The organism is Paenibacillus sp. FSL E2-0190 (assembly GCF_037992965.1).
Taxonomy (GTDB): domain Bacteria; phylum Bacillota; class Bacilli; order Paenibacillales; family Paenibacillaceae; genus Paenibacillus_AQ; species Paenibacillus_AQ odorifer.
This window is the reverse complement of sequence record NZ_CP150306.1, coordinates 4,851,723-4,878,608: the sequence shown is the minus strand read 5'-3', so window position 1 is coordinate 4,878,608 and position 26,886 is coordinate 4,851,723. Positions and strand designations below refer to the sequence as shown.

The 26,886-nt window shown below is 44.1% G+C and carries 24 protein-coding genes; 22 read left to right on the top strand and 2 right to left on the bottom strand.

Going from position 1 to position 26,886, the window contains the following annotated elements:
- Window positions 1-44 precede the first annotated feature (44 nt).
- From spoIIM to NST25_RS21530, 7 genes are all read left to right on the top strand, one after another.
- A complete protein-coding gene (spoIIM, locus tag NST25_RS21560; protein WP_036676050.1) occupies window positions 45-695 on the top strand; it encodes a stage II sporulation protein M in 651 nt (216 codons plus the stop codon).
- 90 nt (window positions 696-785) lie between these two features.
- Window positions 786-1,250, top strand: a complete 465-nt coding sequence (locus NST25_RS21555) for a Fur family transcriptional regulator (RefSeq protein WP_036676051.1) — start codon at window positions 786-788, stop codon at window positions 1,248-1,250.
- Between the two features lie 163 nt (window positions 1,251-1,413).
- Window positions 1,414-1,647 carry a DUF4227 family protein gene (locus tag NST25_RS21550; RefSeq protein ID WP_036676052.1) on the top strand — a complete coding sequence of 78 codons (234 nt, stop codon included), beginning with the start codon at window positions 1,414-1,416 and terminating at the stop codon, window positions 1,645-1,647.
- 159 nt (window positions 1,648-1,806) lie between these two features.
- On the top strand, window positions 1,807-2,700 hold the full coding sequence (xerD, locus tag NST25_RS21545; RefSeq protein WP_340392444.1) for a site-specific tyrosine recombinase XerD: 894 nt from the start codon (window positions 1,807-1,809) through the stop codon (window positions 2,698-2,700).
- A 242-nt stretch (window positions 2,701-2,942) separates the two neighbouring features.
- Window positions 2,943-4,121: a phosphopentomutase gene (deoB, locus tag NST25_RS21540; RefSeq protein WP_340392443.1), complete on the top strand. Its 1,179-nt coding sequence runs from the start codon at window positions 2,943-2,945 to the stop codon at window positions 4,119-4,121.
- Between the two features lie 49 nt (window positions 4,122-4,170).
- Complete coding sequence (locus tag NST25_RS21535; RefSeq protein WP_036676055.1) at window positions 4,171-4,989, top strand: purine-nucleoside phosphorylase; 819 nt, start codon at window positions 4,171-4,173, stop codon at window positions 4,987-4,989.
- Between the two features lie 161 nt (window positions 4,990-5,150).
- Window positions 5,151-6,482 carry a pyrimidine-nucleoside phosphorylase gene (locus tag NST25_RS21530; RefSeq protein ID WP_340392442.1) on the top strand — a complete coding sequence of 444 codons (1,332 nt, stop codon included), beginning with the start codon at window positions 5,151-5,153 and terminating at the stop codon, window positions 6,480-6,482.
- A 110-nt stretch (window positions 6,483-6,592) separates the two neighbouring features.
- On the opposite strand, the gene NST25_RS21525 is transcribed toward NST25_RS21530, so the two are convergent.
- Window positions 6,593-7,606, bottom strand: a complete 1,014-nt coding sequence (locus NST25_RS21525) for a serine hydrolase (protein ID WP_340392440.1) — start codon at window positions 7,604-7,606, stop codon at window positions 6,593-6,595.
- A gap of 373 nt (window positions 7,607-7,979) precedes the next feature.
- Here NST25_RS21525 and NST25_RS21520 point away from each other — a divergent pair, with 373 nt between their 5' ends.
- The 13 genes from NST25_RS21520 (at window position 7,980) to NST25_RS21460 (ending at window position 23,463) form a co-directional block, all read left to right on the top strand.
- Window positions 7,980-9,116 (top strand): D-alanyl-D-alanine carboxypeptidase family protein, encoded by a 1,137-nt coding sequence (locus NST25_RS21520; protein WP_235219379.1) that lies wholly within the window; start codon window positions 7,980-7,982, stop codon window positions 9,114-9,116.
- A 175-nt stretch (window positions 9,117-9,291) separates the two neighbouring features.
- Window positions 9,292-9,645, top strand: a complete 354-nt coding sequence (gene spoIIAA / locus NST25_RS21515; protein ID WP_036676057.1) for an anti-sigma F factor antagonist — start codon at window positions 9,292-9,294, stop codon at window positions 9,643-9,645.
- Window positions 9,642-10,097 (top strand): anti-sigma F factor, encoded by a 456-nt coding sequence (gene spoIIAB, locus NST25_RS21510; protein ID WP_036676058.1) that lies wholly within the window; start codon window positions 9,642-9,644, stop codon window positions 10,095-10,097. The genes spoIIAA and spoIIAB overlap by 4 nt, the downstream gene beginning before the upstream one ends.
- A gap of 11 nt (window positions 10,098-10,108) precedes the next feature.
- Complete coding sequence (sigF, locus tag NST25_RS21505; protein WP_036676059.1) at window positions 10,109-10,864, top strand: RNA polymerase sporulation sigma factor SigF; 756 nt, start codon at window positions 10,109-10,111, stop codon at window positions 10,862-10,864.
- A gap of 96 nt (window positions 10,865-10,960) precedes the next feature.
- The gene (locus NST25_RS21500; RefSeq protein WP_340392439.1) at window positions 10,961-13,891 is read left to right on the top strand and encodes a PAS domain S-box protein; all 2,931 of its coding nucleotides are present in this window, start codon (window positions 10,961-10,963) and stop codon (window positions 13,889-13,891) included.
- A gap of 37 nt (window positions 13,892-13,928) precedes the next feature.
- On the top strand, window positions 13,929-14,591 hold the full coding sequence (locus tag NST25_RS21495) for a response regulator transcription factor (protein ID WP_076219667.1): 663 nt from the start codon (window positions 13,929-13,931) through the stop codon (window positions 14,589-14,591).
- Window positions 14,592-14,799: 208 nt separating this feature from the next.
- Entirely contained in the window at window positions 14,800-16,398 is a 1,599-nt protein-coding gene (locus tag NST25_RS21490) for a methyl-accepting chemotaxis protein (protein WP_076129498.1), read from the top strand.
- Between the two features lie 41 nt (window positions 16,399-16,439).
- On the top strand, window positions 16,440-17,543 hold the full coding sequence (gene cheB, locus NST25_RS21485) for a chemotaxis-specific protein-glutamate methyltransferase CheB (RefSeq protein WP_076220075.1): 1,104 nt from the start codon (window positions 16,440-16,442) through the stop codon (window positions 17,541-17,543).
- 165 nt (window positions 17,544-17,708) lie between these two features.
- Entirely contained in the window at window positions 17,709-18,713 is a 1,005-nt protein-coding gene (locus NST25_RS21480) for a helix-turn-helix domain-containing protein (protein ID WP_076129500.1), read from the top strand.
- Between the two features lie 199 nt (window positions 18,714-18,912).
- A complete protein-coding gene (locus NST25_RS21475; RefSeq protein ID WP_339187893.1) occupies window positions 18,913-20,328 on the top strand; it encodes an MFS transporter in 1,416 nt (471 codons plus the stop codon).
- Window positions 20,329-20,461: 133 nt separating this feature from the next.
- Window positions 20,462-21,229: an ABC transporter ATP-binding protein gene (locus NST25_RS21470; protein ID WP_339187891.1), complete on the top strand. Its 768-nt coding sequence runs from the start codon at window positions 20,462-20,464 to the stop codon at window positions 21,227-21,229.
- A complete protein-coding gene (locus NST25_RS21465) occupies window positions 21,219-23,195 on the top strand; it encodes an ABC transporter permease (protein WP_339187889.1) in 1,977 nt (658 codons plus the stop codon). Before NST25_RS21470 ends, NST25_RS21465 begins: the two co-directional genes overlap by 11 nt.
- A gap of 46 nt (window positions 23,196-23,241) precedes the next feature.
- On the top strand, window positions 23,242-23,463 hold the full coding sequence (locus NST25_RS21460; RefSeq protein ID WP_042190339.1) for a hypothetical protein: 222 nt from the start codon (window positions 23,242-23,244) through the stop codon (window positions 23,461-23,463).
- Window positions 23,464-23,551: 88 nt separating this feature from the next.
- On the opposite strand, the gene NST25_RS21455 is transcribed toward NST25_RS21460, so the two are convergent.
- Window positions 23,552-24,559 (bottom strand): ABC transporter substrate-binding protein, encoded by a 1,008-nt coding sequence (locus NST25_RS21455; RefSeq protein ID WP_076276692.1) that lies wholly within the window; start codon window positions 24,557-24,559, stop codon window positions 23,552-23,554.
- 213 nt (window positions 24,560-24,772) lie between these two features.
- Between NST25_RS21455 and NST25_RS21450 the strand changes: the two genes are divergently transcribed.
- Together NST25_RS21450 and NST25_RS21445 are read left to right on the top strand one after the other, a co-directional pair.
- Window positions 24,773-25,831, top strand: a complete 1,059-nt coding sequence (locus tag NST25_RS21450) for an iron ABC transporter permease (RefSeq protein WP_076129506.1) — start codon at window positions 24,773-24,775, stop codon at window positions 25,829-25,831.
- Window positions 25,831-26,868, top strand: a complete 1,038-nt coding sequence (locus tag NST25_RS21445; RefSeq protein ID WP_076129507.1) for an iron ABC transporter permease — start codon at window positions 25,831-25,833, stop codon at window positions 26,866-26,868. The genes NST25_RS21450 and NST25_RS21445 overlap by 1 nt, the downstream gene beginning before the upstream one ends.
- The last annotated feature ends 18 nt before the right edge of the window (window positions 26,869-26,886 follow it).

The following is a 26,886-nucleotide window of genomic DNA, read 5'->3' as shown; positions in this document are numbered from 1 at the left end:
TTCTCATATGGTGTAACATGTAACCGGAAAGGGGAACGTCCCAAATGCGTAATTTACGGCTGATGATGAAGGAACAGACGCCTCTGTATATTTTTGTCGGCGTATTATTTCTGGTAGGTGTTGTGTTTGGAGCTCTTATCGTTAGTGCGCTTACGATGGATCAGCAGCAGGAGCTGGGGGATTATCTGGGGAATTTCTTTGTTACGGTTGATCAGCAAGGTCTGCCAGCCGCACCTGATTCGTACTGGAGTATAGCGGCCTTGAATCTGAAATGGATCGGACTGATCTGGATTCTTGGGTTGTCGGTCATTGGGCTGCCGGGAATTTTGATTCTTGATTTTTTAAAAGGGGTACTGATTGGTTTTACGGTTGGCTGTCTGGTCAGTCAATATTCTTGGCATGGGATGTTGTTCGCGTTAGTCTCTGTGGCTCCACATAATCTGGTGCTGATCCCTGTGCTGCTGGTTAGCAGTGCAGCTGCGATAGCTTTTTCCTTGCAGATGATCCGCAGCCGGGTGATGGGACAGCGCCGGACGCCAGTGACTCGTCCTTTTACCATGTACACTATATTGTCATTTGTGATGGCGCTTTTGATCCTGGGTATTTCATGTTTTGAGACCTGGGTTACACCAACCATGATGCGTTGGGTCACGCCTTCACTTGTACAAGCGGTGACGACCTTGACTGTGCAGTAAAAGCGTTTGACTTCTGAAAGCGACACCCCCTATAATGGAAGAAGTGGTTTGAAGACCGGTGCGGTAATTATCCAAGGGGGAGGGAGACAGGTGGAAGCACGGATAGACAAGATTAAGCAACAGTTACAATCCCAAGGATACAAGCTTACACCCCAACGGGAAGCGACCTTAAGAGTGCTGCTGGAGAATGAGGAAGATCATCTTAGCGCGGAAGACGTATTTATGCTCGTGAAGGAGAAAGCTCCCGAGATCGGTCTTGCGACTGTGTATCGTACCCTCGAACTTCTCAGTGAGCTTCATGTCGTAGAAAAGATCAATTTCGGCGACGGTGTAGCCCGGTATGATTTGCGAACAGATACTGCGAAGCATCATCATCATCACTTAATTTGTGTGCAATGCGGCAGTATGGATGAGATTCGCGAGGATTGGCTCGGTCCGCTGGAAGAGCGACTGGAGAAAGAGTTTAATTTCACAGTGCTTGATCATAGACTTGATTTCCATGGGATTTGCTACCGCTGTACTGATAAGAACAATACAGACGGAAATCCATCCTAAAGTTATCTTATATTAAGAATTAACTTCACAAGTCCTCCCCGGTTCCTATACCGGAGGGGGCTTTTTAAATGATTAGTCTATTAGAGCCATACATATCAGCCTTTTTTGGAGCATAAAATGAAGGACGAGCAGAATTCATTTATATGTAATAGGAGGCGTCCTTATGATTGTTTCTGTGCCCAAAACAGTGCGTAAGCTGTATTTTATGATCATGTTTGTGGCTCTAAGCTATTTACTCTACTATGCTATGAGCTGGCTAGGGGAATGGCTCAGTCCGATAGAGAACTATGGAATTCCTGAAGGCACCGCTGTTCGGGCATTTGATCACGCCGAGGTTGGTGATGATGGTCTGGATGCGCGGCAGCGCTTGCGTTTCTATTACTGGTTCGGAGAATGAAAGCTCCGCAGGAAGCAGGAACAAGCGAGAAGAATGTCGAAGAAAGCTAGGGTGGATTTATGCAGAGTAAGCGTTGTGTACACATCTGCTAAAGCCTCATGCTGAATGTGCTGCAGGAAGACACTAAGAGTAGCTGCGCCAGGACAGGAGCGTGAAATAATGAAGTCACACTTGCAGCCTTTTTTACATTATTTGTCCGAAGATAAAGGCTTGTCCCCGAATACACTGGAATCTTACGGTAGGGATGTATCGCAGTTTCTAGAGTTTGCTGAAGAGCGGGGGGTTGAGCAGCCTGAAGAAATCCGAAGATCTCATGTGATGTTATATCTTGGCTCCTTACGCGGAGCGGGAAGAGCCACTGCAACGCTCAACAGAAACGCGGTGTCCCTGCGGGCCTTTTTTCATTATTTGCTGAAGGAACGTTTAATTGAGCAGGATCCAACACTGGACATGGAAACCATGAAGCCCGATAAGAAGCCACCTATGGTGCTTGCGGTTTCGGAGGTTGAGCGGCTGCTAGCTGCTCCAGATGTGAGTACAGCACAAGGGATGCGCGATAAGGCTATGCTGGAATTGCTCTACGCAACGGGGATAAAGGTTTCTGAATTAATTTCTCTTAACGTAGACGATGTGCATACAGACATGAAGTTTGCGCGTTGTACAGGGACTTCGGGCAAGGAACGAGTGGTTCCCATTGGAACCATTGCTGCAGAGAGTGTAGCAGCTTACACTTCTCTTATGCGGGACAAGCTGCTTCGTGATCATCAGGAGGAGCCGGCCATGTTCCTGAATAGCCTAGGTGGGCGTTTAACCCGCCAGGGGTTCTGGAAAATCATAAAAAAATACGCTCGGGAAGCAAACATTGAGCAGGATATTACACCGCATACGCTTAGGCATTCCTTTGCCGCCCATTTACTGGAAGGTGGAGCGGATTTGCGTTCCGTACAACAAATGCTGGGTCATGCTGATATTTCGACGACTCAGATTTATAACGGTATCGCGCGTAAGAATATGAAGGAAGTATATGAGAGCCATCATCCCAGAGCTCGCTGATCATGCTTCAAAGATGCTTTTTGTGAGTAAGATAGTTATGATGGAATCATACTTATAGGATAGACTGGGGAATGGGTAATTTTCCACAGGTTATCCTTTGGCAGAAACGGATACCTGACAGGCGATACATTGTATCGCTAGCTACGGAAGCGTCTGACTTCCGGGAGAAGGTACAGCCGTTTCTTCTTGTTGGTGCAAACGAATGAACGAACGATCTATATTAAAAAAGGAGTGAAGACAATATGTCCTCATTTAAACGAATTGGTTTTATTGTTTTGGATAGTGTAGGTATCGGAGAAGCTCCAGATGCTGCGAATTTTGGTGATGCAGGGTCACATACGCTTGGCCATATTTTGAACCGTGTTCCCGGATTAAAACTGCCTAACCTTCAGCAGTTAGGATTAGCTAATATTGCTCCGCTGCCGCCGCTTGAACCTGTAGCTTCACCAACTGCATATTATGGCAAGATGCAGGAAGTATCTGTAGGTAAGGATACGATGACCGGGCACTGGGAGCTGATGGGGCTGAAAATTGAGGTTCCATTCAATACGTATCCGGATGGATTTCCGGCAGAATTGATTGAGAAATTCGAAGCAGAAACTGGCCGGAAAGTGATCGGTAATAAACCGGCTTCCGGTACGGAAATTTTAGTTGAATATGGCGAAGAGCAGATGAAGACCGGAGCTTGGATTGTGTACACCTCTGCGGACAGTGTATTCCAGCTTGCGGCACATGAAGATATCATCCCACTGGAAGAGCTATACAGCGCTTGTAAAATCGCCCGTGAGCTAACTATGGCTCCTGAATTCTCCGTAGGGCGCGTTATTGCTCGTCCATATGTTGGCGAACCAGGAAAGTTCGTACGGACCTCGAATCGCCATGATTATGCCGTGAAACCACCGGAACCAACGGTAATGAATTCGCTGGCTGATATCGGAAAAGATGTTATCGCGGTAGGAAAGATCAACGATATTTTCACAGGTGAAGGGGTTACAGCTTCTTACCCTACGAAGAGCAATGAACATGGTATCGAAGTTACCATTGAGCAGCTTCGCCAACCGTTCAACGGGTTGCTGTTCACGAATCTGGTGGATTTTGACTCTTTATATGGACACCGTCGCGATCCGGAAGGATACGGTCATGCACTGGAAGTATTCGATCAGGCGCTGCCTGAAATTCTATCCACGCTTGGTGAAGATGACCTGTTGATTATTTCAGCAGATCATGGGAATGATCCAATCCATAGTGGAACAGATCATACTCGTGAATATGTGCCGTTGCTTATTTACAGCCCACGCCTTAAGCATCCAGATAGCTTGGGTATTCGTGAGACCTTCTCGGATGTTGCTGCAACCATTGCTGATAATTTCGGTGCGAAGGCGCCGCAGTATGGGACAAGCTTTTTAGCGAAACTACAATAAAAGGATGTGGGTTGCGCCACAACATTCATTAAGGAGGATCATCCATAGCATGTTAACTCAAAAAGAAATTCAAGAAGCAGCCATTTATATAAAAGACAAATGTCCGGTGGCTCCGGAAATTGGATTGATCCTTGGTTCAGGACTCGGTGTGCTGGCAGACCTGATCACCGATGGAATCAGCATTCCATATGATGAGATTCCTCACTTCCCTGTGTCCACTGTAGAAGGGCATGAGGGAGAACTGCTGATCGGTATGATTGAAGGACGCCGTGTCGTGATGATGAAGGGCCGCTTTCATATGTATGAGGGTTATGGACCGGAAGTTACGGCATTCCCTGTTCGGGTTATGAAAGAACTTGGTATAGCCAGCCTATTAGTAACTAATGCTGCTGGTGGAGTGAACACAGATTTCACGCCGGGCGATCTTATGCTCCTTACGGATCATCTGAATATGACGGGACGGAACCCGTTAATAGGACCTAATGATCCTGCACTGGGCGTGCGCTTCCCGGATATGTCAACCGCTTATAGCCGCCGCCTGATCAAGGTAGCGAAGGAAACGGCAGCGCAGCAGAATTTCGAATTCAAAGAAGGCGTATATGCAGGTCTGCTGGGACCTTGCTACGAAACACCTGCTGAAATCGTAATGCTTCGTCATCTGGGGGCTGATGCTGTTGGCATGTCTACTGTGTCGGAAACCATTGTTGCCCGGCATGCAGGTATCGAGGTATTGGGTATCTCCTGTATTACTAACATGGCTGCGGGAATCCTGGATCAACCTCTCAACCATGAAGAGGTTATGGAAACTGCAGATCGTGTGCGTGAGCGTTTCCTGAAGCTGGTGTTGGGCTTTATTCCGAAAATGTAATTTCGGATACTGCATTTTGAATTTTTGGGAGGTCCAATCTATGACACAAGTGAATGAGCTTGAGCCATTGACGTTTGAACAGATAATGAAGGTAACTAATTTGACTAGACCAAAATTTATCGGACTTGCTCGCGCAATTGTCCGTGAAGTGCAGGTGTAATATGAGAGCTGTAGATATTATTCAGAAAAAAAGAGATGGTGGAGAGCTGAGTCGTGAGGAAATTTCCTTTTTAATTCAGGGCTACAGTAAAGGTGAAGTGCCTGATTATCAGCTCTCTGCATGGGCAATGGCTGTTTATTTCCAAGGCATGAACGCGCGGGAAACCGGCGATCTAACGATGGAAATGGCGATGTCCGGCGATCAAGTAGATCTTAGCCCAATCGCAGGTATTAAGGTCGATAAACACTCCACAGGCGGAGTGGGCGATAAAACAACTGTAGTATTGGCACCCTTGGTAGCTTCTGCTGGAGTACCGGTAGCGAAGATGTCCGGCCGTGGACTTGGGCACACTGGAGGCACGCTCGATAAGCTGGAGTCCATCAGTGGTTTCTCTATCGAGATGGCTCGTGAGCGTTTCTTTGACCAAGTAGGGGAGATCGGGGCTGCCGTGATCGGCCAGTCGGGCAACATTACACCCGCAGACAAAAAGCTGTATGCCCTTCGGGATGTAACAGCAACAGTTGAATCCATCCCCCTTATTGCAAGCTCTGTGATGAGCAAGAAGATTGCAGCAGGTGCAGATGCGATCGTGTTGGATGTCAAAACAGGCAGCGGTGCTTTTATGAAGACGCTGGATGATTCTATAGCACTCGCTCAGGCGATGGTTGACATTGGAACGCATCTGGGTCGGAATACCGTTGCGATTATCAGTGATATGGACCAGCCGCTTGGTTACGGGATCGGAAATGCGTTGGAAATTAAGGAAGGAATCGAGACCTTGAAGGGTCACGGTCCGAAGGATCTGCAGGAGGTCTGTCTTATTCTGGGCAGCCAGATGCTTGTTCTTGGCGGCAAAGCCAAGGATGAAGCGGAGGCACGTTCGATTCTTATGACGCATATTGAAGATGGCAGTGCGCTAGAGAAGTTCAAACAAATCGTAAAGGCACAAGGTGGAGATGTATCGCAAATTGATTCTCCGGAGAAGCTCCCTACGGCTAAGCGATTCATTGAAGTGAAAGCAAAAAGCAAAGGATTCATAGAAGGTATTCAGGCCGAGGAAATTGGCGTTGCAGCTATGCTGCTTGGAGCTGGACGTGAAACTAAGGAATCCGTAATCGATCTGGCTGTGGGGATTCAACTTTCTAAAAAGGTTGGAGATGCTGTAGAGATCGGAGAGACGCTTGCAGTCTTGCATATCAATGATGCCAGTGAGAAGAAAGTAGAGGAAGCTGAAGGTAAGGTGTTAGAAGCCTACCGTATCACTTCTGAACCTGTTCCTGCCCAACCCTTGGTATTTGCACTTGTTACTAAAGATGGGGTAACACGGTACTAGTCAAGGCAACATAAATATTGTCATGGCTATGGCCGTAAACAGACAACAAAGCAGCGATCCTCCCATATCGGGAAGGTCGCTGCTTTGCGTTTTGTTCAAAGGTGCAATATTTATAACTGATTATTGATCTTATTGAAAATCTGCGAAGCCCCGCTGCTTGTATTACATAATACGACTACAGTCTCGCCACTAGCTGGATAGATAGCCGACCGGAAGGAAACACCGGGATCATAGCCCATAATGTGAAATTTGAACACTTTTTCTTCGCGGAGGGTAATCCATACACCATAACCATAATAGCCTTCGCCATCCACATGTACATGGGGAGTAAGCAATAATGAAGTGAGTACTGGACTCAATAATGTATGGTTCATTAACCCGCTCCAGAATAGCTGCATGTCGGGGGCAGTGACGAAAGCACCACCGTCAGCGCCTCCCTTTACCGGGATTGAGTAGATGTTGGTTCTCCAGTTCCCGTTCTCTTCCTCTATGTATCCTAGTGCACAGTTGGCAGGTAAGGCATCTAACGTAAAGTAACCGGATTGCTCCATTCCGCAAGGCTTAAAGATGTGATGCTCTACATACTCGGAAAAAGTCATTCCACTCAATTCCTCCACCAGAAGGCCTAGCACGATATAGCCGGCATTGTTGTAGTGGAAACGTTCGCCAGGAGTCCACATCATGGGAAGGGTCCGGAACATCGGCACAAAATCCTCAAGCTGTCGCAAGGTGTACATAGGCCGTGCCTTCCACAGATCCTCGAAATCATCCATAATTGTTTCATCAAAATAATCCGGAATACCAGAGCTATGCGTAAGCAGCTGATGTATGGTGATGTCGGGACTAAAGAGAGGGAACTCTACCTTTTTCAGATAATCTAATAGTCTACTTTCAAAAGAAATCAATCCCTGATCGACCAGCTGGCAGACAGCGATCGCGGTAAATATTTTACACCCGGAAGCAATGCCGAACCGAGTATGAATATTGTTTTCGCGCTTATCCGACTTATTGGCATAACCGTAACAACTGCTGATGACTTTTTTATCAGGTTGTTGTACCAGCACTACACCAGAGAAATTGTTCTGTTTAGCTTCTGCTTCAATACATTCTGCAAGGTGGTTCATCTGTATATTCACTCCTCTATAAGCAGTTAAGTTCTTAAATACCATTCGTTAAAATATTACATTTTCCTTTAAAGGGGGGTTAAATGAGTACGGAAAAATTGGAAATACTTAAAAATTGAATTAACTTTTGATCTCCCCTATAATAAAAATGCTCTGCAACTGCTGCTGGGCTTTTTTTATTGACAACATCATTACTTCTTGCGATAAATTATTATAGTTATTTACTTGGAAATGGAATAATTTCCACCCTTTCTGACGAAACTGGAACACAGTACCTGTGATATGAAGGTTAACGTTCAGGAGGGGAACCATTGTGAGAAAAATGCGTTTTGCTGTGCTTGTGCTCTGTATCGTTGTGTCGGTTCTAGGACCGATGTCAGGTGCTTATGCTGAGGAAAAAAGCAAGGATTCTGGCAGTAATGCTGCCGCTGTAGATCTTGCGCCTGGTGCGCGTTCAGCGATTTTGATGGATGCAGGCACCGGCACTATTATTTATGAAAAGAACAGCCATGATAAGCTGCCTCCCGCAAGTATTACGAAGATTATGACGATGCTGCTTACGGTGGAAGCACTGGATGAAGGAAGACTGCAACTGACGGATAAGGTGCGCACGAGTGAATATGCCGCATCGATGGGCGGATCGCAAATTTTCCTGGAGCCTGGTGAAGAAATGTCGGTGGATGAGATGCTCAAAGGCATCGCTATGGCCTCCGGTAATGATGCATCTGTGGCGATGGCAGAGAAAATAGCGGGTTCGGAGAGCGCTTTTGTCGATCTGATGAATAAAAGAGCGGAAGAACTGGGTCTGAAAGATACCCACTTTGCCAATTGCAACGGTCTTCCAGCTGCTAATCACTATTCCTCAGCCTACGATATTGCGGTAATTAGCCGGGAGCTTTTAAAGCATGATAGAATTATCAAATATACCGGTTCCTATCAGGATTATCTGCGTAAGGATTCCACCAAACCATTCTGGTTGGTAAATACGAACAAGCTTGTACGTTTCTATACAGGCGCTGATGGACTGAAAACAGGATATACCGCTGAAGCAAAATTCTGCTTATCTGCTACGGCTGCAAGAGACGGTCTGCGTGCTGTTGCTGTTGTGCTGGGTGAACCGAACACGAAGACACGTAACAGTGAAGTGTCGGGCATGTTTGACTATCTCTTTTCGCAATATAAGATCCACACTATTCACAAAGAAGGGGACGCTATCGGTACCCTTAAGATTGAGAAGGGTGTGAAGTCCGAGCTGCCGATTACGGCGAAAGAGACGTATAGTGTTCTTTTGAAAAAAGGTGTGACGCAAGAAGGCATTCGTCACGAACTAGTACTTCCAGAAAGCGTGAAGGCACCAGTGGCTGAAGGCCAGTCCATAGGCAAGCTGGTTGTCTACCAAGGAACCCAAGTGATTAAAGAGTATGAACTTAAAGCAGGGGAAGCTGTGGCAAAAGCAGGCTGGTGGAAGCTCTTTAAACGTACAACAGGCTCGATGTTCGGCATGGATTAAAAAGAGCTTTTTTGTAGATTGCGCCCATGTGCTTTGTAGATTCATAGGGGTTTTCTTCTAGTTTTGTCGTGAGGCAGGATTCCTGATTTGCCACGTAGAAACCTTGTCCTTGAAGAGAATGGGTACTGTCTCTTAAGGCCAAGTTTTCAAAGCAACGAAGAGGAGAGTGGCAAGCATGAATTCTAATGTGGAAATGGAGCATCACAGGGGTGTGCTGATTGTCCGTTTATCTGGGGAACTCGATCATCATGCCGCCGATTTTGTAAGAATGGATATGGATGAAGCGATTATGCGGGGTCAGGTATCGCATTTGATCCTTAGTCTTAAGCATCTGCAGTTTATGGACAGTTCGGGTCTCGGCGTAATTCTGGGAAGGTATAAACTGATCCATAGTAAAGGCGGCAAAATGGTGGTGTGTGATGCAACGGCACCTGTGAAGCGACTTCTGGAAATGTCAGGCCTGTTCAAGATCATGCCCCTATATGACGACGAGAGCACTGCACTCTCGGATTTGGAGGTTGCGTTATGACAAATGGTAAGGCTGGTAACTTCATGAACGTGCAGTTCGCTGCACTCTCGGAGAACGAATCATTCGCGCGTGTAGTTGTAGCGGCGTTCGTTTCTAGGCTTGATCCTACAATGGACGAGCTGAATGATCTGAAGACAGTCGTGTCGGAGGCGGTCACCAATTGTATTATTCATGGGTATGATAGTGATCCGGAAGGTATTGTGACTATTTCAGCTTCGCTGGACAACGAAACGGTACATTTAACCATTGAGGATCAGGGACGGGGCATTGAGGATTTGGAGCTGGCACAACAGCCGCTATATACCTCAAAGCCAGAGCTGGAGCGGTCGGGCATGGGCTTTACCATTATGGAGAATTTCATGGATGAATTTGAAGTCACTAGTGAACCGGGACACGGCACTTCGATCTCAATGAAGAAAACCATCGTTTCGAAAAAAGCTTTATACAATTAGGGGTTGGAGCCATGGATGCAGAGTCAAAAAAAGCTCCGCCGACCTATTTGGACGATGCGGAGGTCAAACGTCTTATCGCGCTCAGTCAGGCCGGAGATAATCTTGCCCGAGACACACTAGTTAGCTGCAATATCCGGTTGGTCTGGTCGGTAGTGCAGCGGTTTATGAACCGCGGGTATGAACCTGACGATTTGTTCCAGATCGGTTGCATCGGGCTCTTGAAGTCCGTTGATAAGTTCGACCTCAGCTATGAGGTCAAATTCTCCACTTATGCCGTGCCGATGATCATTGGCGAGATTCAGCGTTTCCTTCGCGACGATGGAACCTTGAAAGTTAGCCGTTCTCTTAAGGAGATGGCTAATAAGGTCCGCAAGATGAAGGATGAAATGTCTAAGACGCTGGACCGTCTGCCTACCATCGGTGAAGTTGCTGAGGCACTGGGGGTTACCCCTGAAGAAGTGGTATTTGCTCAGGAAGCTAACAAGCCACCGACCTCGATTCATGAGACGGTGTTCGAGAATGATGGCGATCCGATCACACTGATTGATCAAATCGCTGACGAATCACAGGAACGCTGGTTTGATAAGCTGGCACTGAATGAGGCTATCGGAGGTCTCAGCGAGCGTGAACGGCTGATTGTTTATCTTCGATATTACCGTGACCAAACGCAGTCAGAGGTTGCCAGTCGCCTTGGGATTTCTCAAGTCCAGGTATCCCGGCTGGAGAAGAAAATATTGCAGAATATCCGCGAGCAGATTGCTCAGTAGATAATGGCTAAAATGTAAAGACGCTTGCGAAATAGCGAATAGGAAGAAAAAGCCGCCCCGAAAAGGGGGGGCTTTTTATGTGGAGGGAATCTCAATATGCATTCACTTGGCGACAAGGATATGACCTCTTGGTCTATTGACATGGAAGCGAATTTGCTGACAATGCCGAATGTTTTGGAGAAATGGGTGGACTGTTCAGATCATGCTTTAACGCATAACCCCAATTTTTTACGTGAATATGTGTACGGTGAGGATCTTGAACGGTTTGATGCGTATATAGATAAATTATACTCTGGTCACCTATGTAATCTTGAGTATCGTATGCAGTTACCTGCAAAAGCGCTGAAGTGGGTTCAAAGTATAGGCACGCCCGTTTTTAATCAAGAGCATAAGGTTTGTCGAATAGATGGCGTCATCATAGATATCACGGAACAAAAAAATGCTCAAGCCCAGTTAGAGAGTAGCTTTTCTCTGTATCAGCAGATGTTTGCTACGATCGATGTGGCGATTTGGTCTTACGATTACGTATCACGGAAAATGTTATTCATATCGGATGCCATTTTCAATATCACGGGATATTCACCAGAACAGGCGAAGGAAGATGACTTTTGGCTAAGAATTGCTCCTAAAGAAGAGCGGCCTTTAATTCAAGAGATTATAACTACAGTGGGGCAAGGAATAAGCAATCTCAGTGAATATCGGATCATCCATGCCAGCGGTGAACTCCGATGGGTCCAAGTCAGGATCATTCCCAGTATGGATGAGACAGGGGCAGTGGTACGGCTCAATGGGATCTTAATCGATCATACGGAAAAAAAGCAGATGCAAGAGGTTCTATTAAAAAGCGAGCAGCGCTACAAATCCCTGTTTGACCATAATCCAGATATCGTGTGTGAATTGGATATGCAGGGCAGCATTGTGGCTATCAATCCAGCGGCAGAGCAAATTACTGGAGAAGCTTTTAATAGATTCGGAGAGAACTTATCCATTGTGAATTTATTTGGCGCAGAGAATTCGCATATGATGTCTGATTATTTTGAGAAAACGGTTGGCGGAGTTCTGCAGCATTATACGGTTACTTCTGTCCGCGAGAATGGATTAGTTAACCATTGGTCGATGAAAAACATCCCTGTACATGAAAACAATCAAATTGTAGGTACCTTTGTTATCGCAAGAGATATCACTGCATCTGTGGAGGTGGAAAAGCGGCTGGCTCAGCGGGAGGCGGAGTACAGGCTTATTACAGAGAATATGGAGGATATGATTGGGGTTCTGGATCAGCAAGGGAACTTCATTATTGCTTCGTCCTCTTGTGAGAAAATTATTGGGCTTCCTGTAGGTTCAATAAAGAACACAACTATTTTGGAGTATATTCATCCTGATGAACAAGAAGTGTTGCGGGAACAGATCTTGGATATTTTTCGGACAAAAGTATGTAAGATGTTTTACAATCGGTTTATTCACATCAAAGGTCACATTATAGACCTGGAATGCTTGGGTACACCTGTTCTTGGTGAGGATGGAGAAGTAGTTAGTATTGTGATCGTAGCGAGAGACATTACAAAAAGGGTCCAGATGGAGAGTGAACTTAGAGAAAGCGAGGAACTCAATCGGCTGCTTATTGATATGTCACCTGAAGCGGTAGTACTCCATAGTGAATATAAATTCCTTTATGTGAATTTTTCCTGTTTAGGATTGTTTGGAGTTTGCAGTGAGGATCAATTGATTGGCACCTCTATTTTTAATTGGGCCCACCCGGACTATATAACGCTGGCTAGAGATCGGATGCGTGAAATCTATTATGGACCCAATCGGATATTAGCTCCTGTTGAACAAAAGGTCGTGCGGTCAGATGGATCTATTATCGATGTAGAAGTAACAGCTAGCTCAATTCTATATAAGGGTAAGGTTGCATGTATCTCTATCTTTAGGGATATCAGTGATCGGAAAAAAATTGAGGTGGAAAGACAGCTTACAGAGCAGATCATTCGGAACAGCGAGGAAAGGTATTTCAACTTACAGATGAGTCTTGATCAATTCTCGCAAGATTTGTTTGGTGCGATGAAGATCAGTCACATGGAACAACGATTACTGAAAGAAGTTAGAGAGGTCTTGCGGGTTACCAATATTTGTATGGTTGAAGTTGATGATAACCATGATAAAATATGCGAGATTATTGAGACCGAGCGGGGCTATTCACTTAAGATCGGAGAGTTCCGAAGAAAAAGCTATATTCTATCCATTAATGAGAAGTCTATTTTATTAGAAATAAGTTCTGTTCGAGTGTGGCTGAAGACGATTACCCGTTATGTTAGTGTGTTATTTGATAATTTTTTGCTCATAGAAGATCTAACTAAGGACCTTGAGTTAGCGGCTTCCGAGCAAGCTCCGACATGGTTGCTGCGCTTTATGTTTAATTTATCCGAGAATGAACGCAAACGGCTGGCTCAAGATTTACATGATTCAGCCCTTCAAGAACAGATCATCTGGTATCGTAAGCTTGATAATTTTTTAAGTGATAAATCCGTTACGGGGGAACTAAAGGAACAGCTAGAACAGATCACAGAAGGTTTACTCGATGTTATCTATGAACTGCGGATGATCTGCAATGAGCTTAGGCCACCAGCATTAATCAATGAGGGGCTTGCTTCCTCACTTGAGACGTTGTTTGAATTTGCTCAGCTGCGGAACGACTATCAGATTTATTTTGAGTCAAACGCTTTCAGGCATAAGTTAAAAGACGAGATTCTAATAGGTCTGTACCGTATTGTGCAGGAACTTTTGGCTAATGCAGCTAAACATTCCTGTGCCACAGAAGTACGTATCTCCTTAGCTAGCGAAGGGCAACAGGTGCTTTTGGATTATGAAGATAACGGAATTGGAATGAGCCTTTTAGGAGAGGATTCTCTTAAGAGCATGGGGATTTATGGGATGAAAGAAAGGGTTCGCAGTATGGATGGGACCATACGATTTCTTTCGCCAGAGAATAAGGGATTAGCTGTCTTTATATCCATACCTGCAGATTAATCATGGGGCATAATAAGGGGATAGGGGTGTATTAGGCATGATTCGAATTTTGTTAGTGGACGACCATCCCTCTGTCATGGAAGGGACTAAGATGATACTGGAACAAGAGGGAGATATGGAGGTTACCCTAGCCAATTCAGCCCATGAGGCGCTTAACATGGTGGGTAGCCATACGTTTGACGTGATGCTGTTTGATCTTCATATCGCTGATGGGAATGGGATTGATTTGGCGAAGGAAGTCTTAAAAATAAACGCAGACGCGATTATCTTAATCTACACCGGATACGAAATTACAAACAAATTCAACTTGATGATCGAATCGGGTTTGTTTGGATTTATTTCAAAAACGACCAATAGAGAGCAGTTGGTTGCAGCAGTGCGTTGTGCTTTAAGGGGAGATGTCATTTTGCCTCATACCCTAGTTAAACAGTTAAGAAAAGTATCACCTAAAGGAATGGAGATTAATATTGACCAAGCAAACCCGAAGATAAGCAAAAAAGAGCATGAAATGCTGACAGAGATTGCAAAAGGAAAAAGCAACAAGGAAATAGCAGAGATTGTACTTATGAGTCAACGATCGCTGGAATACAGTTTAACGAGTCTGTTCCAAAAACTAAATGTGAAATCAAGAATTGAAGCGGCAATAAAAGCTAAACGACTGGGCATATTGAAGGAGTCCGATTTCAACAATTCACTATGAAAATTCGTAACAAACAAATAGATCAAAATCCCGTTCACGGTGCTGTGAGGCGGGATTTTTTGGTCTGCGCTTTTTTTGCGGGACGACGCAATATTTTTGCGTGGTCGCGCTATTTTTTTTCGGTTACCTTAATCTGCTTACCGTATATGATGAAATAGTTCCTAAGAATTACTAAAAAATGACTAACGCCAATGAGGGGCTGAGGAAAATGAAGTGGTTTTATAATTTAAGGACAGCAGTGAAGTTAATCTCCGCATTTCTGTTAGTATCCGCAATATTGTGCTTTGTAGGATTCTATGGAATTACGAATTTGAGTAAGATGGACCGCTCTATCGTGGACATGTACGAAAATCGCTTAACACCTATAGCTTATCTGGGAGAAGCGAATGAACTATTTTTAACAAATAGAATCAATATCCGTGATATAAACACGATGGCTAAAACAGCGGCAGAAAAGAAAGAATACGAAGATAAAATACATAAAAACGTTCAAAGTATTGAAGAGATCATGGGTAAATATAGCAAGACTGCGTTGAGGGAAGAAGAATTGGCGATAATGAAAGATTATCCTGAGATCTGGCAACGTTATATCACAAGTCTTGATGATACTATTGAAATTGATAAAACAAATATTAGTAATGAAAAATATACAAATTATTTGCGCGAAAGTGATTTGCAAACAGCCACAACAGAGCTGACTAACTTTCTGCAAAAATTAATAGACATCAATATGAAGCAGGCTCAAGGTTCGATTGTTAATGCCAATGACCTTTATCAGTCCTCTCGTTTGATTACGTTTAGCGTTACTATTGTTGCGCTGCTCATCAGTATTGGTCTGGGTCTTCTAATATCGCAGATCATAGCACGGCCTCTAAATCAAGTAATGCGCCTGCTAGGTAAAGTGGCTAATGGTGATTTAAGCGAAACGTCGAATCTGGAATCTAAGGACGAGATTGGAATGCTAGCTTATTCTGTTAATGAAATGGTTCTGAACCTAAGACGCACTGTTAGCGGCATTTCGTCTTCTGCGGAAAGTGTCTCAGCTGCTGCACAGCAAATCTCAGCTAGTACAGAGGAAGTAGCCAGTGGAAGTATGAGTCAAGCTAGTGCAGCACAAACGATGAATGAGTTGTTCCGAGAATTATCTGCGGCGATTAATTCAGTAGCCCAGAGTGCTGAACAGGCTTCTGAGCTTTCAGATCAAACGATGCGTATTGCTCAAGATGGAGGGATCGTGGTTAAGAACTCCGTACAAGGAATGGCAGTACTGGATACACAAATGTCTAGACTTGCGGAAGACTCCGATAAGATTGGTGAGATTATCGCGGTGATTGAAGATATTGCCCAACAAACAAATCTGCTTGCCCTAAACGCAGCGATTGAAGCGGCCCGCGCAGGTGAACAAGGTCGAGGTTTTGCCGTTGTTGCGAATGAAGTAAGAAAGTTAGCTGAGCGGAGCAGTGGGGCTACGAAACAAATCACGGGCATTATCAAAGAAATGCAGAAGAATACGCAGCACAGTGTAAATGCTGTAGTAGAAGGAGTAGCTTTTTCACAAAAAAATGGAGAAGCCTTTGAACATATCCTTACGATGGTGAACGATACCGCTCATAAAGTAACAGAAATTGCAGCTGCCAGTGAAGAACAGGCCGCACAATCGTCTGAGGTGATGTTCTCAATTGAGAGCATATCCGCCGCAACTGAAGAAATGGCGGCAAGCAGCAGTGAAACGGCAACGACCGCCAATGCTTTGGCTCAGCTAGCAGAAGAGTTAAATAGTCTGGTATCTATTTTTAAAGTTAAATAAACAGTGTCAGGGGTATTATCATTGATAGGAGAGGAGAAGTAGTGCAAAAAATAAAGGTGCTCGTTGTAGCTGCTTCAGTAACCATGCGTAAACAGATCTCGAACCTAATTTCGGAGGATTCAAGCCTCGAGGTCATTGGAGTAGCTCGAAATGCATCCGAAGCGATCAGCATGGTTCAAAAACTCAGGCCCGATGTCGTGGCTATAGATATAGAAATGCCGGAATTGAACGGTTTGGTAGCACTCACAAGCATAATGTCTCAGCGGCCAACACCTATACTTATCTTGAGCTCCGCTACAAAGGATGGAATAACAGCAACCATTACTGCTCTACAAAATGGTGCAGTGGATTTCATATCTAAGCCGGCTCAATCTTATGGACCTGGTCTATACAGCATAAAAGATGAGTTATTATTCAAAATTAAGAAAGCCGCTGAAATTCCTTTAAGAACTCTTATTCTTAACAATATAAACATCTCTAAAGTGAAAGCTCGACAAGAGAAACAAAACAACGTTAAGAGTGGATGTACAGAAGTTATTGAGCAGATCGTGGGAATTGGATGCGGAGTAGGGGGGCCGAAGGCATTAGAAATCTTAATTTCCTCGCTCCCGGCGAGCTTCCCGTATCCCCTGCTGGTTGTTCAACATATGCCACCTAAGTACACAAAAGCATTGGCGGAACGACTGAATCGGTTCTCAAGTGTACGGGTGGTGGAAGCCAAGGACAAGCAATCGGTGCTCGGGGGAACCGTCTATATCGCTCCAGGTAATTCTCATATGACCATTATTCAGGAGGGGCAGGATCTCAGAATAAAACTTATGAAAAAGCCTGCAGTGAATGGACACTGTCCTTCGGTAGATATCTTGTTTGAGTCTATATCTGCACTAACTGGTCTACAGCAGCATTTAATCCTAATGACCGGAATGGGAAATGATGGCGCTAAAGGGATGCTGGCTGCCAAACACGCTGGCGCCCAATCAACGCTAGTAGAATCGCAAGAAACTTCTATTGAAAGTGAAATGCCTGAAGCAGCCGCTAAGCTGGGTTGTGTGGATTACGAGCTGCCCTCGCATTTGTTAGCCTCGAAGATTATGGAGGTTACGGGGGAGCTGAGATACCGGAGGGATGCATTTCCATCGGTTTGAACGGTCTTATTTTACTACTAAAAAAGCGTTGGCAGGATAAAATCCGCCAATGCTTTTTTGTGTTTCATGTTGACACTTTCAAGTGATAACAATTATCATTTACGGAGCAAGAGTAGAGATTATGTAACTCATCGTATACAAGGAGCGAAGAAGGAGAGTTTTGCGATGACTTTAAATATATTGAATATGGAAATTCATGATCTTTTTGATCAATTTACAGAACGGATAGAGGGGCATGTTGAACATAACCAATGGGAACAACGGCTTACTATTCCTTCACATATTGGTAAGGGAAGCGTCACCCGTACACGGATTCGTCCAGGTATGGAGATTATGTATACGGACATAACTTACGAACAGGATATGAAGCTCCACATTCAAGAAGCTTGTCCGTTGTTTGAACTAAGCTATAATCTAAGCGGAGAAATCTATTGCGAATGGAACGGCAAGGAAAGTTACACGGATAAACAAATGGGCAATGTCCTTTTTCTAGAGGATGTTCAGGTGTATGAAGAGAAAAAAGCAGGTGTCCCCAATCAATTGCTGGAAATACGGTTTGCTCCTAGTGAACTGCTGAATTACGCCGGAGATTTATCGGAGACACAGCAAATGGAAACCTGGCTTAGACATCATCGTGGAAATATTGATCGTTATCCAGATACTGCGGCAATCCGAAAATGTGTCTCCGAAATGATCCACTGTACCTATCATGGAACATTGAGACGTTTATATATGGAGAGCAAAGCCCTTGAATTTATTGCTTTGTTTGGTGAGTCTGATGGTTACGGTTCTATTAGCGATAGTATGACGCTGCGGCATGATGATATTACTAATCTGAAGCGGGTACATGAATTGGTGCAAATCCATTTCGAACAACCGTTATCTATACGTGAGTTGGCTAAGCGGGTAGGTATCAACGAATTCAAGCTGAAAAAAGGCTTCCGCGAATTATTTGGCATGACGATCTTCGAGCTTGTACGTATAAAAAGGATGGAGAAAGCGCTCTGGTATATGGAGGTTGAAGGTTTGAATATAGGGAAAACAGCTGTTTCGGTCGGATATAGCAATGTCAGCAATTTCACGACGACCTTCCGTAAGCATTATGGCTGCAATCCAAGCGAATACTTAAAACGTATCGAACAACAGAGTTTGGAACGAAACAGGCTGTAGGAAGATTTGTAAATGCAGAAAGCTTAAAGCTTCAGGTGTTAGAACATAGGGTTCGGAATCGAACGTTATCTTCTGCATGCTTGAGGTTTTTTTGTGTTTGCTCCCTTATCAAGGAGTGAACCTCCCTTAACAGGTAGAGAAAAAGACCACTCTAAATGATAATAATTTCATAGATTGCAGATAAAAAGGTGGTCATACAATGGGACAACAACAAGTAGATTCACGCAGGTGGTATGCGCTGGGGGTTATTTTACTGCCAACATTACTTATTTCATTAAATACTTATATGATTCAAGTTGCGCTTCCATCTATGCAATATAGCTTGAACGCAAGCTTTTCGGAAGCACAGCTTATCGTTACCGGATTTTCGCTAGGATTAGCTGTGGCGTTGATTATTAGCGGAAAGCTTGGGGATATATACGGCAGAAAACGGATGTTGATGATCGGGGTGAGCGGGTTTACGGTCATGGCAGTGTTAGGCGGATTGACCTCAGATCCGGCACTTCTGATTGTTATTCGGATTGTGCAGGGATTGGCTGCGGCGCTTATTCAACCTCAGGTTCTATCTACGCTGCAGGTCAGCTTTCTGCCAAAGGAAAAAGGGCTTGTTTTCGGCATTTACGGCGCAATGATTGGCATTGGATTTGCATTCGGATTCATCCTCGGAGGTACTATTGTGAATTGGAATCCGTTCGATCTCGGTTGGCGGACAGTATTTTTTTTCAATGTGCCATTTGGACTTCTCGTCCTGCTGTTAATGCCGATTGTACCTGAAACACGGGCTGAGCAGGCGCACAGTATTGATTGGACTGGAAGCTTCCTTCTGCTGATCGGTTTGTTCCTGTTGATCTATACGTTGTCAGAGGGACAAAAACAAGGGTGGCCGTTGTGGATTTTTGGCTGTCTAATGTTAGCTCTTTTCGTGTTGTTTACTTTTATCTGGGTTGAAAATCGAAAGGGAAAGCAGGGGACGTTACCGTTAGTCGATCTGTCTATTTTCAGAGATCGAACATTTAGCGCTGGTCTGGCAACCGTTCTTGTCCTTTATCTAAGTATGTTCTCTTTCTTTTTTATTTTGAGCTATTATATGCAATTTGGTTTGCACTATAGTGTTCAAGATACCAGTATGGTTTTCTTGCCTATAGGGATAGGCTTTTTTCTGACTTCCCTAATCTCTTCTCGAATGGTCAAAAGATGGGGGATGAGTGTACTTAAGATAGGAGCGCTGATGATGGGGAGCTGTAGTCTGCTGCTTATGTTAGAGCTAAATGTGGACGTTACGCAGCTGCTAGACCCTCGTAATATCCTACTATTATTGATATATGGTTTCGGTCTCGGAATGGCTACTACACCTCTAGTCAACGTTACGCTTAGTTCAGTACCCACAAAGATCACGGGTACGGGTTCAGGCTTGATCACTACCTTTATGTATTTTGCAAATTCGTTAGGAGTGGCGTTAATCGGTATTTTATTCTCCGCTTCGCTAAAGCATTCTCTTTTGGAAGCAGATCTAGCGGATTATGTAAGGGCGTTTTCCTTCTCATTAGCAGCAATCGGAGGACTTGCTTTTACTGGTTTTCTTTGCCTTTGTTTTTTGCGGGAGCGGAAATTATAGAGGAGGTATCCTGCTTTTTTACGCTGTGAGCAATCTAACAAACGAACGCTCTTCTTAGCTTTATAGTAATACCGAGTGATTGAATTCCATTTAATGTAACTCACTCCAAACTTATCAATGAGAAGGTGCCAGGATGTCCATACTGCAAGTAGAGAATCTCTCGAAAGAATATAAAGGCAAAGGTAAAACGAATCGGTTTCGAGCGCTGAACGGGATTAGTGTTAGTGTGGATAGCGGCGAGTTTGTGGCGATTATGGGACCCTCGGGGAGCGGGAAAACAACACTTTTAAATATACTAAGCGGAATAGACTCGGAGTATAGTGGGGTTGTAAGAATTGCAGATATTAGTATAAGTGAGATGCCCAAGAACGAGCTTGCGATTTTTCGCCGGCAGCGTATGGGATTCGTTTTTCAGGATTACAATCTGCTGGATAGTCTGACCCTACGGGAAAATATCATGGTGCCCATGGTGCTGGATGAACAAGAGGCAGTAGATATCAATGCCAAGACAGATGAGATGTTATCGCTATTTGATCTCGATGAGGTGAAGGACAAATATCCTTATATGGTTTCAGGGGGGCAACAGCAGCGGGCGGCGATCAGCAGGGCGATTATTAATCATCCAGATGTGATTTTTGCGGACGAGCCGACAGGGAATTTGGATTCCAAATCCTCGAATACGGTGATGAAGACCTTCGCCAAGCTCAACACTCTAAAAGGAGCAACGATAGTGATGGTCACACATGATCCTTTTGCGGCCAGCTATTGTAATCGGGTGCTTTTTATCAAAGATGGGAAGGCTCTACTAGAGATTGCTAGAGAGAATAAAGAGCGCAGAGCATTTTTGGATCTGATTCTGGAGAACCTGGCCTTTATTGGAGGGGGAGAAGATGACCTTTAGGAGAATGGCATTTCAGATATTTAAGGCGAATCTTAGAAGATATTTGTTATTTTTCCTATGCAGCAGCTTTACGGTCATGATCTTTTTTACATTTTATTCGCTGTACAGTAATCCTGATTTTAATGACCCTTATCAAGTGAATGGGATGGTGTCAGGTAATTTATATGCTCCTTTTTTGGTGATAAGGGTCTTTGCTGTTCTGTTTATTGTATATGCTCAAATGGCCTTTTTAAAATTCAGAAAAAGCGACTTTGGGCTATTAATGGTACTTGGAATGACAAGCCACAATATCCGCAAAATCATTTTGTTCGAGAATAGCATGATCGCTTTAGCCTCGATTCTCACTGGTTTAGGTGCAGGGACAGTTTTCTCGGGTATTTTTTTCTTGATTGTTTCGCTGTTTGTAAATATTGGGGACAGTGCTTTTATACTGACGCCGGATAGTTATCTGTATACCATTAAATTCTTCGCGGTGATTTACATAGTTGTGATTGCAGTCAATTTGCTACTAACTTTGCGATACAGTATTTTACGTCTTTTAAAAGAGTCCAGAACCGCAGAACGCAACCTGATTCATGGGAAAATCACCGGGGTCATCGGAGTTTTGCTCTTGGGAATCTCCGTTTATAATATGCTCACTCATTACAACCCTTCCGATGCTCGCATGATGTTAATAAATCTGGGAATTAGTATGTTAGGCGTTTATTTGCTGTTGTCAGGACTTGGGGACTGGTTGAAACTTTTTATATCGCGATCAAGCAGAGCATATCACAAGCACCTGCTGTTTAGTTCCAATTTGATCTATACCCTTGGTCGCTCCAAAATAGTGCTTTCTCTTATCACCTTCCTCGTTTTCATCACGATTTCTCTAAGCGGGATTATTTTTTATTTGACCTGGAATGCTGAGGATATTCCGATTGCAAACAATCCATATGATATTGCCTATTCAGAAGTATTCGGAAAAAATAGCATCTCACCAAAAATACTAAGCGAGATCACGGATCATGGCGCCACGCCGCTGCTTTCACACCAAAAGCTGGAGTATATCGACTTGTTTAATTTCAAAATATTTCTGGACCAGAATATAAACGCATTAATCGGCACTGATTATCATGTGGAGAAAGATCACTTTCTAAATCTGGCCATAGTTGCACAAGGAGAAGAGTGGAAGAATCAAAGACCGGAAATGCCCACTTTTGATATGAAGCTTGCTGCGGGGAAGCATACGCTGTATTCACAAGGTATCCTATTTGACATGGTATTTAACCCTGTGCCGAATCTAATGAATGGTCTTCATATCATTGTAAACGAAGAGGATTATATGGCGCTGAAAGCGGAAAATAAAAAAGCGATCGGTAATCTTCAGCTCCTGAATTTTAAGGATTGGAAAAAAACTGCGGATATAGATGCTAAGTTAAATGCCGCTTTAGCCAAATATAACAAAGACAATACAGAGTCCTGGTATGGCAATGAACGGCAAGAGGCCCTCGTATTCTCTACGAAGTCTAGAATAAGTGACTATCTACAGTTACAGGAGTCTGGCCGATTTGGAATCTTCGTAATTTCATTTGTTGGTTTAATATTTTTCGGCGCCTCCGGGATAGTGCTGCATTTCAGTATTCAGACCGATTTAGAGCGTGAGCGGATCAAATTCAGGAAGCTGAACAAGATTGGAATTACTTCTAAGGACGTGGCCCGCATTATAGGCGGCCCTTTAAAAGTGCTGTTTTTTCTCCCGTATGCATTAGGTATTGCATTGTCTTCTTTTTATGTTGTTAGTTCTTCCAGGGTTGAAATGTCTGCAGCTCTGGAGCCGATGTGGTTTTGTTTGTTAGTAGGCGGAGCGTATCTTTTATTTCAAGTCCTCTTTTATCGTATATACACCAAAATATACACTCGCAATATGCTGGCACATATTCAGCTACTCGATATTCCCTTAATAGACCAAAAAGAGATTTCAATTTAATCCCAAATATGATAATATTGGTGCACAAAACGTGGGGGGATTCCATTTGAAAAAGATTTTTTCCAGAATTGCAGTCGCATTAATGATCTTGACCCTTGTTGCGATAGTCACTTGCTTTTATATTGGTGAATTCACCTATGCGTATGGATTAATTTTGGTGCTGTTTTTCGTATTTGCGGGGATGGGGCAGCTCTATAAGCTTAAAAATGATGAGTATATGTACAAAAAACTAAATAACACCGATGAGTATAATGAATATACTAGATGATATAAATTTAACAGAAACTTCTTATGTATAGCCAAACACCCCACTTTAGACAGTGCCTAAAGAGGGGTGTTTTTGTATGTGCCTATGTTTATTTCTTACCGTTGCGTTCAAGAATCATATCTACGAACAGATCAATCTGTGCGGTAATCGCAATCGGATCATAGCGGTAGTAGGTATCAAAATCATTGTAAAATAGATGATCGTTCTTCGCAGCATCAAGTCCGTTCCAAACTGGAGATTCCTTCAGTTCTTTCAGCTTATCCCCTTTTTTGTCAGGATCATAAGTGGTGAGGAACATGTAGTCAGCAGCATATTCGGGCAATAGCTCCATGGACAGCTGCAACGTTTGGTTGTCGTTGCTGTTCTTAGTAGGCATTTTTAGCTTAAGTGCGTTATAAAGGGCTTGTCCGCCACGGCCAGCATTATTTCCGAAGGTCCATAGCTCACCTTTATCAGTCAGCTCATAGATTCCAAAAGTATCATTTTCATTTACGACACCTTTAAGCTTCTCGCGGCCTTCAGCAGCCTTTTTCTCAAAGTCAGCAATAAATTGTTCAGCTTTGTCAGGCACACCTACAATGTCACCGAACAGTTTAACAGTTTCATAGATATTTGTAGCGGTTCCGTATGGAATATGAATGGTTGGAGCAATTTTGGATAAAGCATCGTAGTTATCATCGTACATAACGACGATCAGGTCAGGTGTAAGTTCCAGAGCTTTCTCGGCGTTAACTGGAGCACCGACATCTTGTGTATTTGCGAGCAGGTCTTTCAAGAAGGGATTATCAAAGGTACTAGGTTCGACACCTACTACATTTGCTCCTACGGAGAGCAACTCCCCACCATAATAATCTGTAATAATCCGTTGTGGTTTTACAGGTATCTGTACAGTACCCTTAGTGGTTTCATAGCTACGCATTTCAGCAGCTGAAGCCTCAGGAGCAGCCGTTGGCTCAGTGCTTGGTGCTGTAGTTGCTTCTGTTGTTGCTGTTGGTTTATTAGATGAAGCATTGTTCGTTCCCCCGCAAGCTGTCACAAATACAGACAATAACATTATGAGTGCCAGGATGGGGAAGAGGGTCTTTCTTTTTAGCATGATAAACCTCCCTATATATATGTACCAACAAATAATAATGAGAATCATTATCATTATTATTTTCAATTTGAACTTTATCAAATCCTAGATTTCCTGTCAATGCAATAAAATAAATGCCTCCTATTAAATCTATCTATTGCCAAACCTAGGAAGGCTCATTTACAATAGCATAGTGATAATGAGAATCAATTTCATAGAAATAAGGTGGCATTCATGAATCAACAGATATCTTCCAAGATTAGACCTAATAAAGGGTCAGCCATACAAGAGTTCCGTTCACGTCCTTGGGCTGCCACGTTAATCTTGGTTGGCGGTCTGGTACTATTAGCACTAGGTATCGCTGTTTCAGTCTCCTTCGGAGCGGCTGATATTAAACTTTCTGTGGTGTGGGCAGCCGTGTTTCACTTTAATCCGGAGATCATGGATCATCAGATTATTAGGGAATTACGATTACCCCGTGTACTTGGCGGGGCCATGATAGGGGCCAGCTTTGCAGTTGCGGGTGCCATTATGCAGGGGATGACCCGAAATCCACTCGCAGATTCAGGTTTGATGGGCATTAACTCAGGCGCAGGATTTGCGCTGGCGCTTTGTTTTGCATTTTTCCCGAACTTATCGTTTATGTATTTGATCCTATATTCCTTCGTTGGTGCCGGAGTAGGGGCTGGGGTTGTGTATGGGGTCGGATCATTGGCCAAGGGAGGGCTGACTCCTGCACGTCTGGTGTTGGCGGGTGCTGCTTTTAGTGCACTGCTGTCAGCGCTGAGTGAAGGGGTAGCTTTATATTTTCACATTGGGCAAGATTTGGCTTTCTGGTATGCGGGAGGCGTGGCTGGGACGAAATGGATTCAGCTTAAAGTCATGTTCCCTTGGATAGGAGCAGCGTTAATAGGAGCTATGGTATTATCCCGGTCGATTACAATGCTCAGCCTAGGTGACGATGTTGCTAAAGGGCTAGGCCAGCGCACAGGGCTTGTTAAGCTGGCAGGGACTTTAATTGTATTGATTCTGGCTGGATCATCAGTTGCCGTAGTAGGAGCCGTTGGGTTCATTGGACTAATCATTCCCCATTTGACCCGTTTTTTTGTAGGTGTGGATTACAGATGGATCATTCCATGTTCAGCTATTCTCGGCAGTCTGCTTGCAGTATTTGCAGATTTAACAGCACGGATGATTAATCCCCCTAATGAAACGCCGCTTGGAGCCATTATTGCACTGATCGGTGTACCTTTCTTCCTTTATCTTGCACGTAAAGAAAGGAGGGAACTGTAATGATAGAGAAAACTTCATTCGATTCCTTCCAAGCCGCCAAAAATAAACGTGGCTTAGTTATAATGATTATTTTAGCTGTACTGATTGTTATTGCTTTTATTATTAGTATGAATACAGGATACATACGTTTGACACCTATGGAGCTGCTTAATACGTTATTCGGTAAAGGGACGGATAAGCAAGAGTTAATCTTGTTTCAATTTCGGTTACCGCGTATTGTGATCTCCGTTCTGATAGGCGCAGGTTTGGCTGTATCCGGAGCTGTGATGCAGGGCGTCTTTCGTAATGCTTTGGCCGACCCCGGCATCTTAGGGATTAACGCTGGCGCAGGAATTATGGTTATGCTGTTAATTTCTTTTTACCCAACGGCAACCGCGGCTCCGGTGTATCTGCTGCCTATGGTAGCGTTTGTTGGTGCGGCAATTACTGCTGCCTTGATTTATGTCTTAGCTTATAAACGGCATGAAGGAATAAAACCCATGCGCCTGTTGCTGACTGGTGTAGCGGTTGCAGCTGGAATGAGTGCAGCGATGATCGTGCTGACTCTTCGGCTGGATCCGGAGAAGTATCAGTTTGTGGCTACTTGGCTTGCCGGGAGTATTTGGGGCACAAGCTGGAAGTTTGTACTTTCTTTACTACCATGGATCGTAATTCTTGTGCCGTATGTCATCTATAAAGCAAGGGTAATGAACGTCCTTAATTTGGGTGAACAGACAGCCGTAGGACTTGGGGCTGCTGTAACCAAAGAACAATTCCGGCTTCTTGCCGCTGCGGTTGGTCTAGCTGCGGCAAGTGTTGCTGTGAGTGGCGGGATTGGCTTTGTCGGACTTGTCGGCCCCCATTTGGCGAGACGACTAGTTGGACCCAAACATCAGCTCATGCTGCCAACCTCAGCGCTGCTCGGCTCACTGCTAGTCATTATAGCGGATACCATTGGACGCTGGATCTTACAGCCATCTGAGATCCCCACTGGAATCGTTGTTGCTGTAATTGGAGCGCCATACTTTTTGTATTTGCTAGCCCGTACTAAATCTTGATGAAAGAAGATGGTCACT

Excerpts from the sequence above, each read along its gene's own strand:
- spoIIM (WP_036676050.1), top strand. The coding sequence starts at position 45 with ATGCGTAATTTACGGCTGATGATGAAGGAACAGACGCCTCTGTATATT.
- NST25_RS21550 (WP_036676052.1), top strand. The coding sequence starts at position 1,414 with ATGATTGTTTCTGTGCCCAAAACAGTGCGTAAGCTGTATTTTATGATC.
- xerD (WP_340392444.1), top strand. The coding sequence starts at position 1,807 with ATGAAGTCACACTTGCAGCCTTTTTTACATTATTTGTCCGAAGATAAA.
- deoB (WP_340392443.1), top strand. The coding sequence starts at position 2,943 with ATGTCCTCATTTAAACGAATTGGTTTTATTGTTTTGGATAGTGTAGGT.
- NST25_RS21535 (WP_036676055.1), top strand. The coding sequence starts at position 4,171 with ATGTTAACTCAAAAAGAAATTCAAGAAGCAGCCATTTATATAAAAGAC.
- NST25_RS21530 (WP_340392442.1), top strand. The coding sequence starts at position 5,151 with ATGAGAGCTGTAGATATTATTCAGAAAAAAAGAGATGGTGGAGAGCTG.
- NST25_RS21525 (WP_340392440.1), bottom strand. The coding sequence starts at position 7,606 with ATGAACCACCTTGCAGAATGTATTGAAGCAGAAGCTAAACAGAACAAT.
- NST25_RS21520 (WP_235219379.1), top strand. The coding sequence starts at position 7,980 with ATGTCAGGTGCTTATGCTGAGGAAAAAAGCAAGGATTCTGGCAGTAAT.
- spoIIAA (WP_036676057.1), top strand. The coding sequence starts at position 9,292 with ATGAATTCTAATGTGGAAATGGAGCATCACAGGGGTGTGCTGATTGTC.
- spoIIAB (WP_036676058.1), top strand. The coding sequence starts at position 9,642 with ATGACAAATGGTAAGGCTGGTAACTTCATGAACGTGCAGTTCGCTGCA.
- sigF (WP_036676059.1), top strand. The coding sequence starts at position 10,109 with ATGGATGCAGAGTCAAAAAAAGCTCCGCCGACCTATTTGGACGATGCG.
- NST25_RS21500 (WP_340392439.1), top strand. The coding sequence starts at position 10,961 with ATGCATTCACTTGGCGACAAGGATATGACCTCTTGGTCTATTGACATG.
- NST25_RS21495 (WP_076219667.1), top strand. The coding sequence starts at position 13,929 with ATGATTCGAATTTTGTTAGTGGACGACCATCCCTCTGTCATGGAAGGG.
- NST25_RS21490 (WP_076129498.1), top strand. The coding sequence starts at position 14,800 with ATGAAGTGGTTTTATAATTTAAGGACAGCAGTGAAGTTAATCTCCGCA.
- NST25_RS21480 (WP_076129500.1), top strand. The coding sequence starts at position 17,709 with ATGACTTTAAATATATTGAATATGGAAATTCATGATCTTTTTGATCAA.
- NST25_RS21475 (WP_339187893.1), top strand. The coding sequence starts at position 18,913 with ATGGGACAACAACAAGTAGATTCACGCAGGTGGTATGCGCTGGGGGTT.
- NST25_RS21470 (WP_339187891.1), top strand. The coding sequence starts at position 20,462 with ATGTCCATACTGCAAGTAGAGAATCTCTCGAAAGAATATAAAGGCAAA.
- NST25_RS21465 (WP_339187889.1), top strand. The coding sequence starts at position 21,219 with ATGACCTTTAGGAGAATGGCATTTCAGATATTTAAGGCGAATCTTAGA.
- NST25_RS21455 (WP_076276692.1), bottom strand. The coding sequence starts at position 24,559 with ATGCTAAAAAGAAAGACCCTCTTCCCCATCCTGGCACTCATAATGTTA.
- NST25_RS21450 (WP_076129506.1), top strand. The coding sequence starts at position 24,773 with ATGAATCAACAGATATCTTCCAAGATTAGACCTAATAAAGGGTCAGCC.
- NST25_RS21445 (WP_076129507.1), top strand. The coding sequence starts at position 25,831 with ATGATAGAGAAAACTTCATTCGATTCCTTCCAAGCCGCCAAAAATAAA.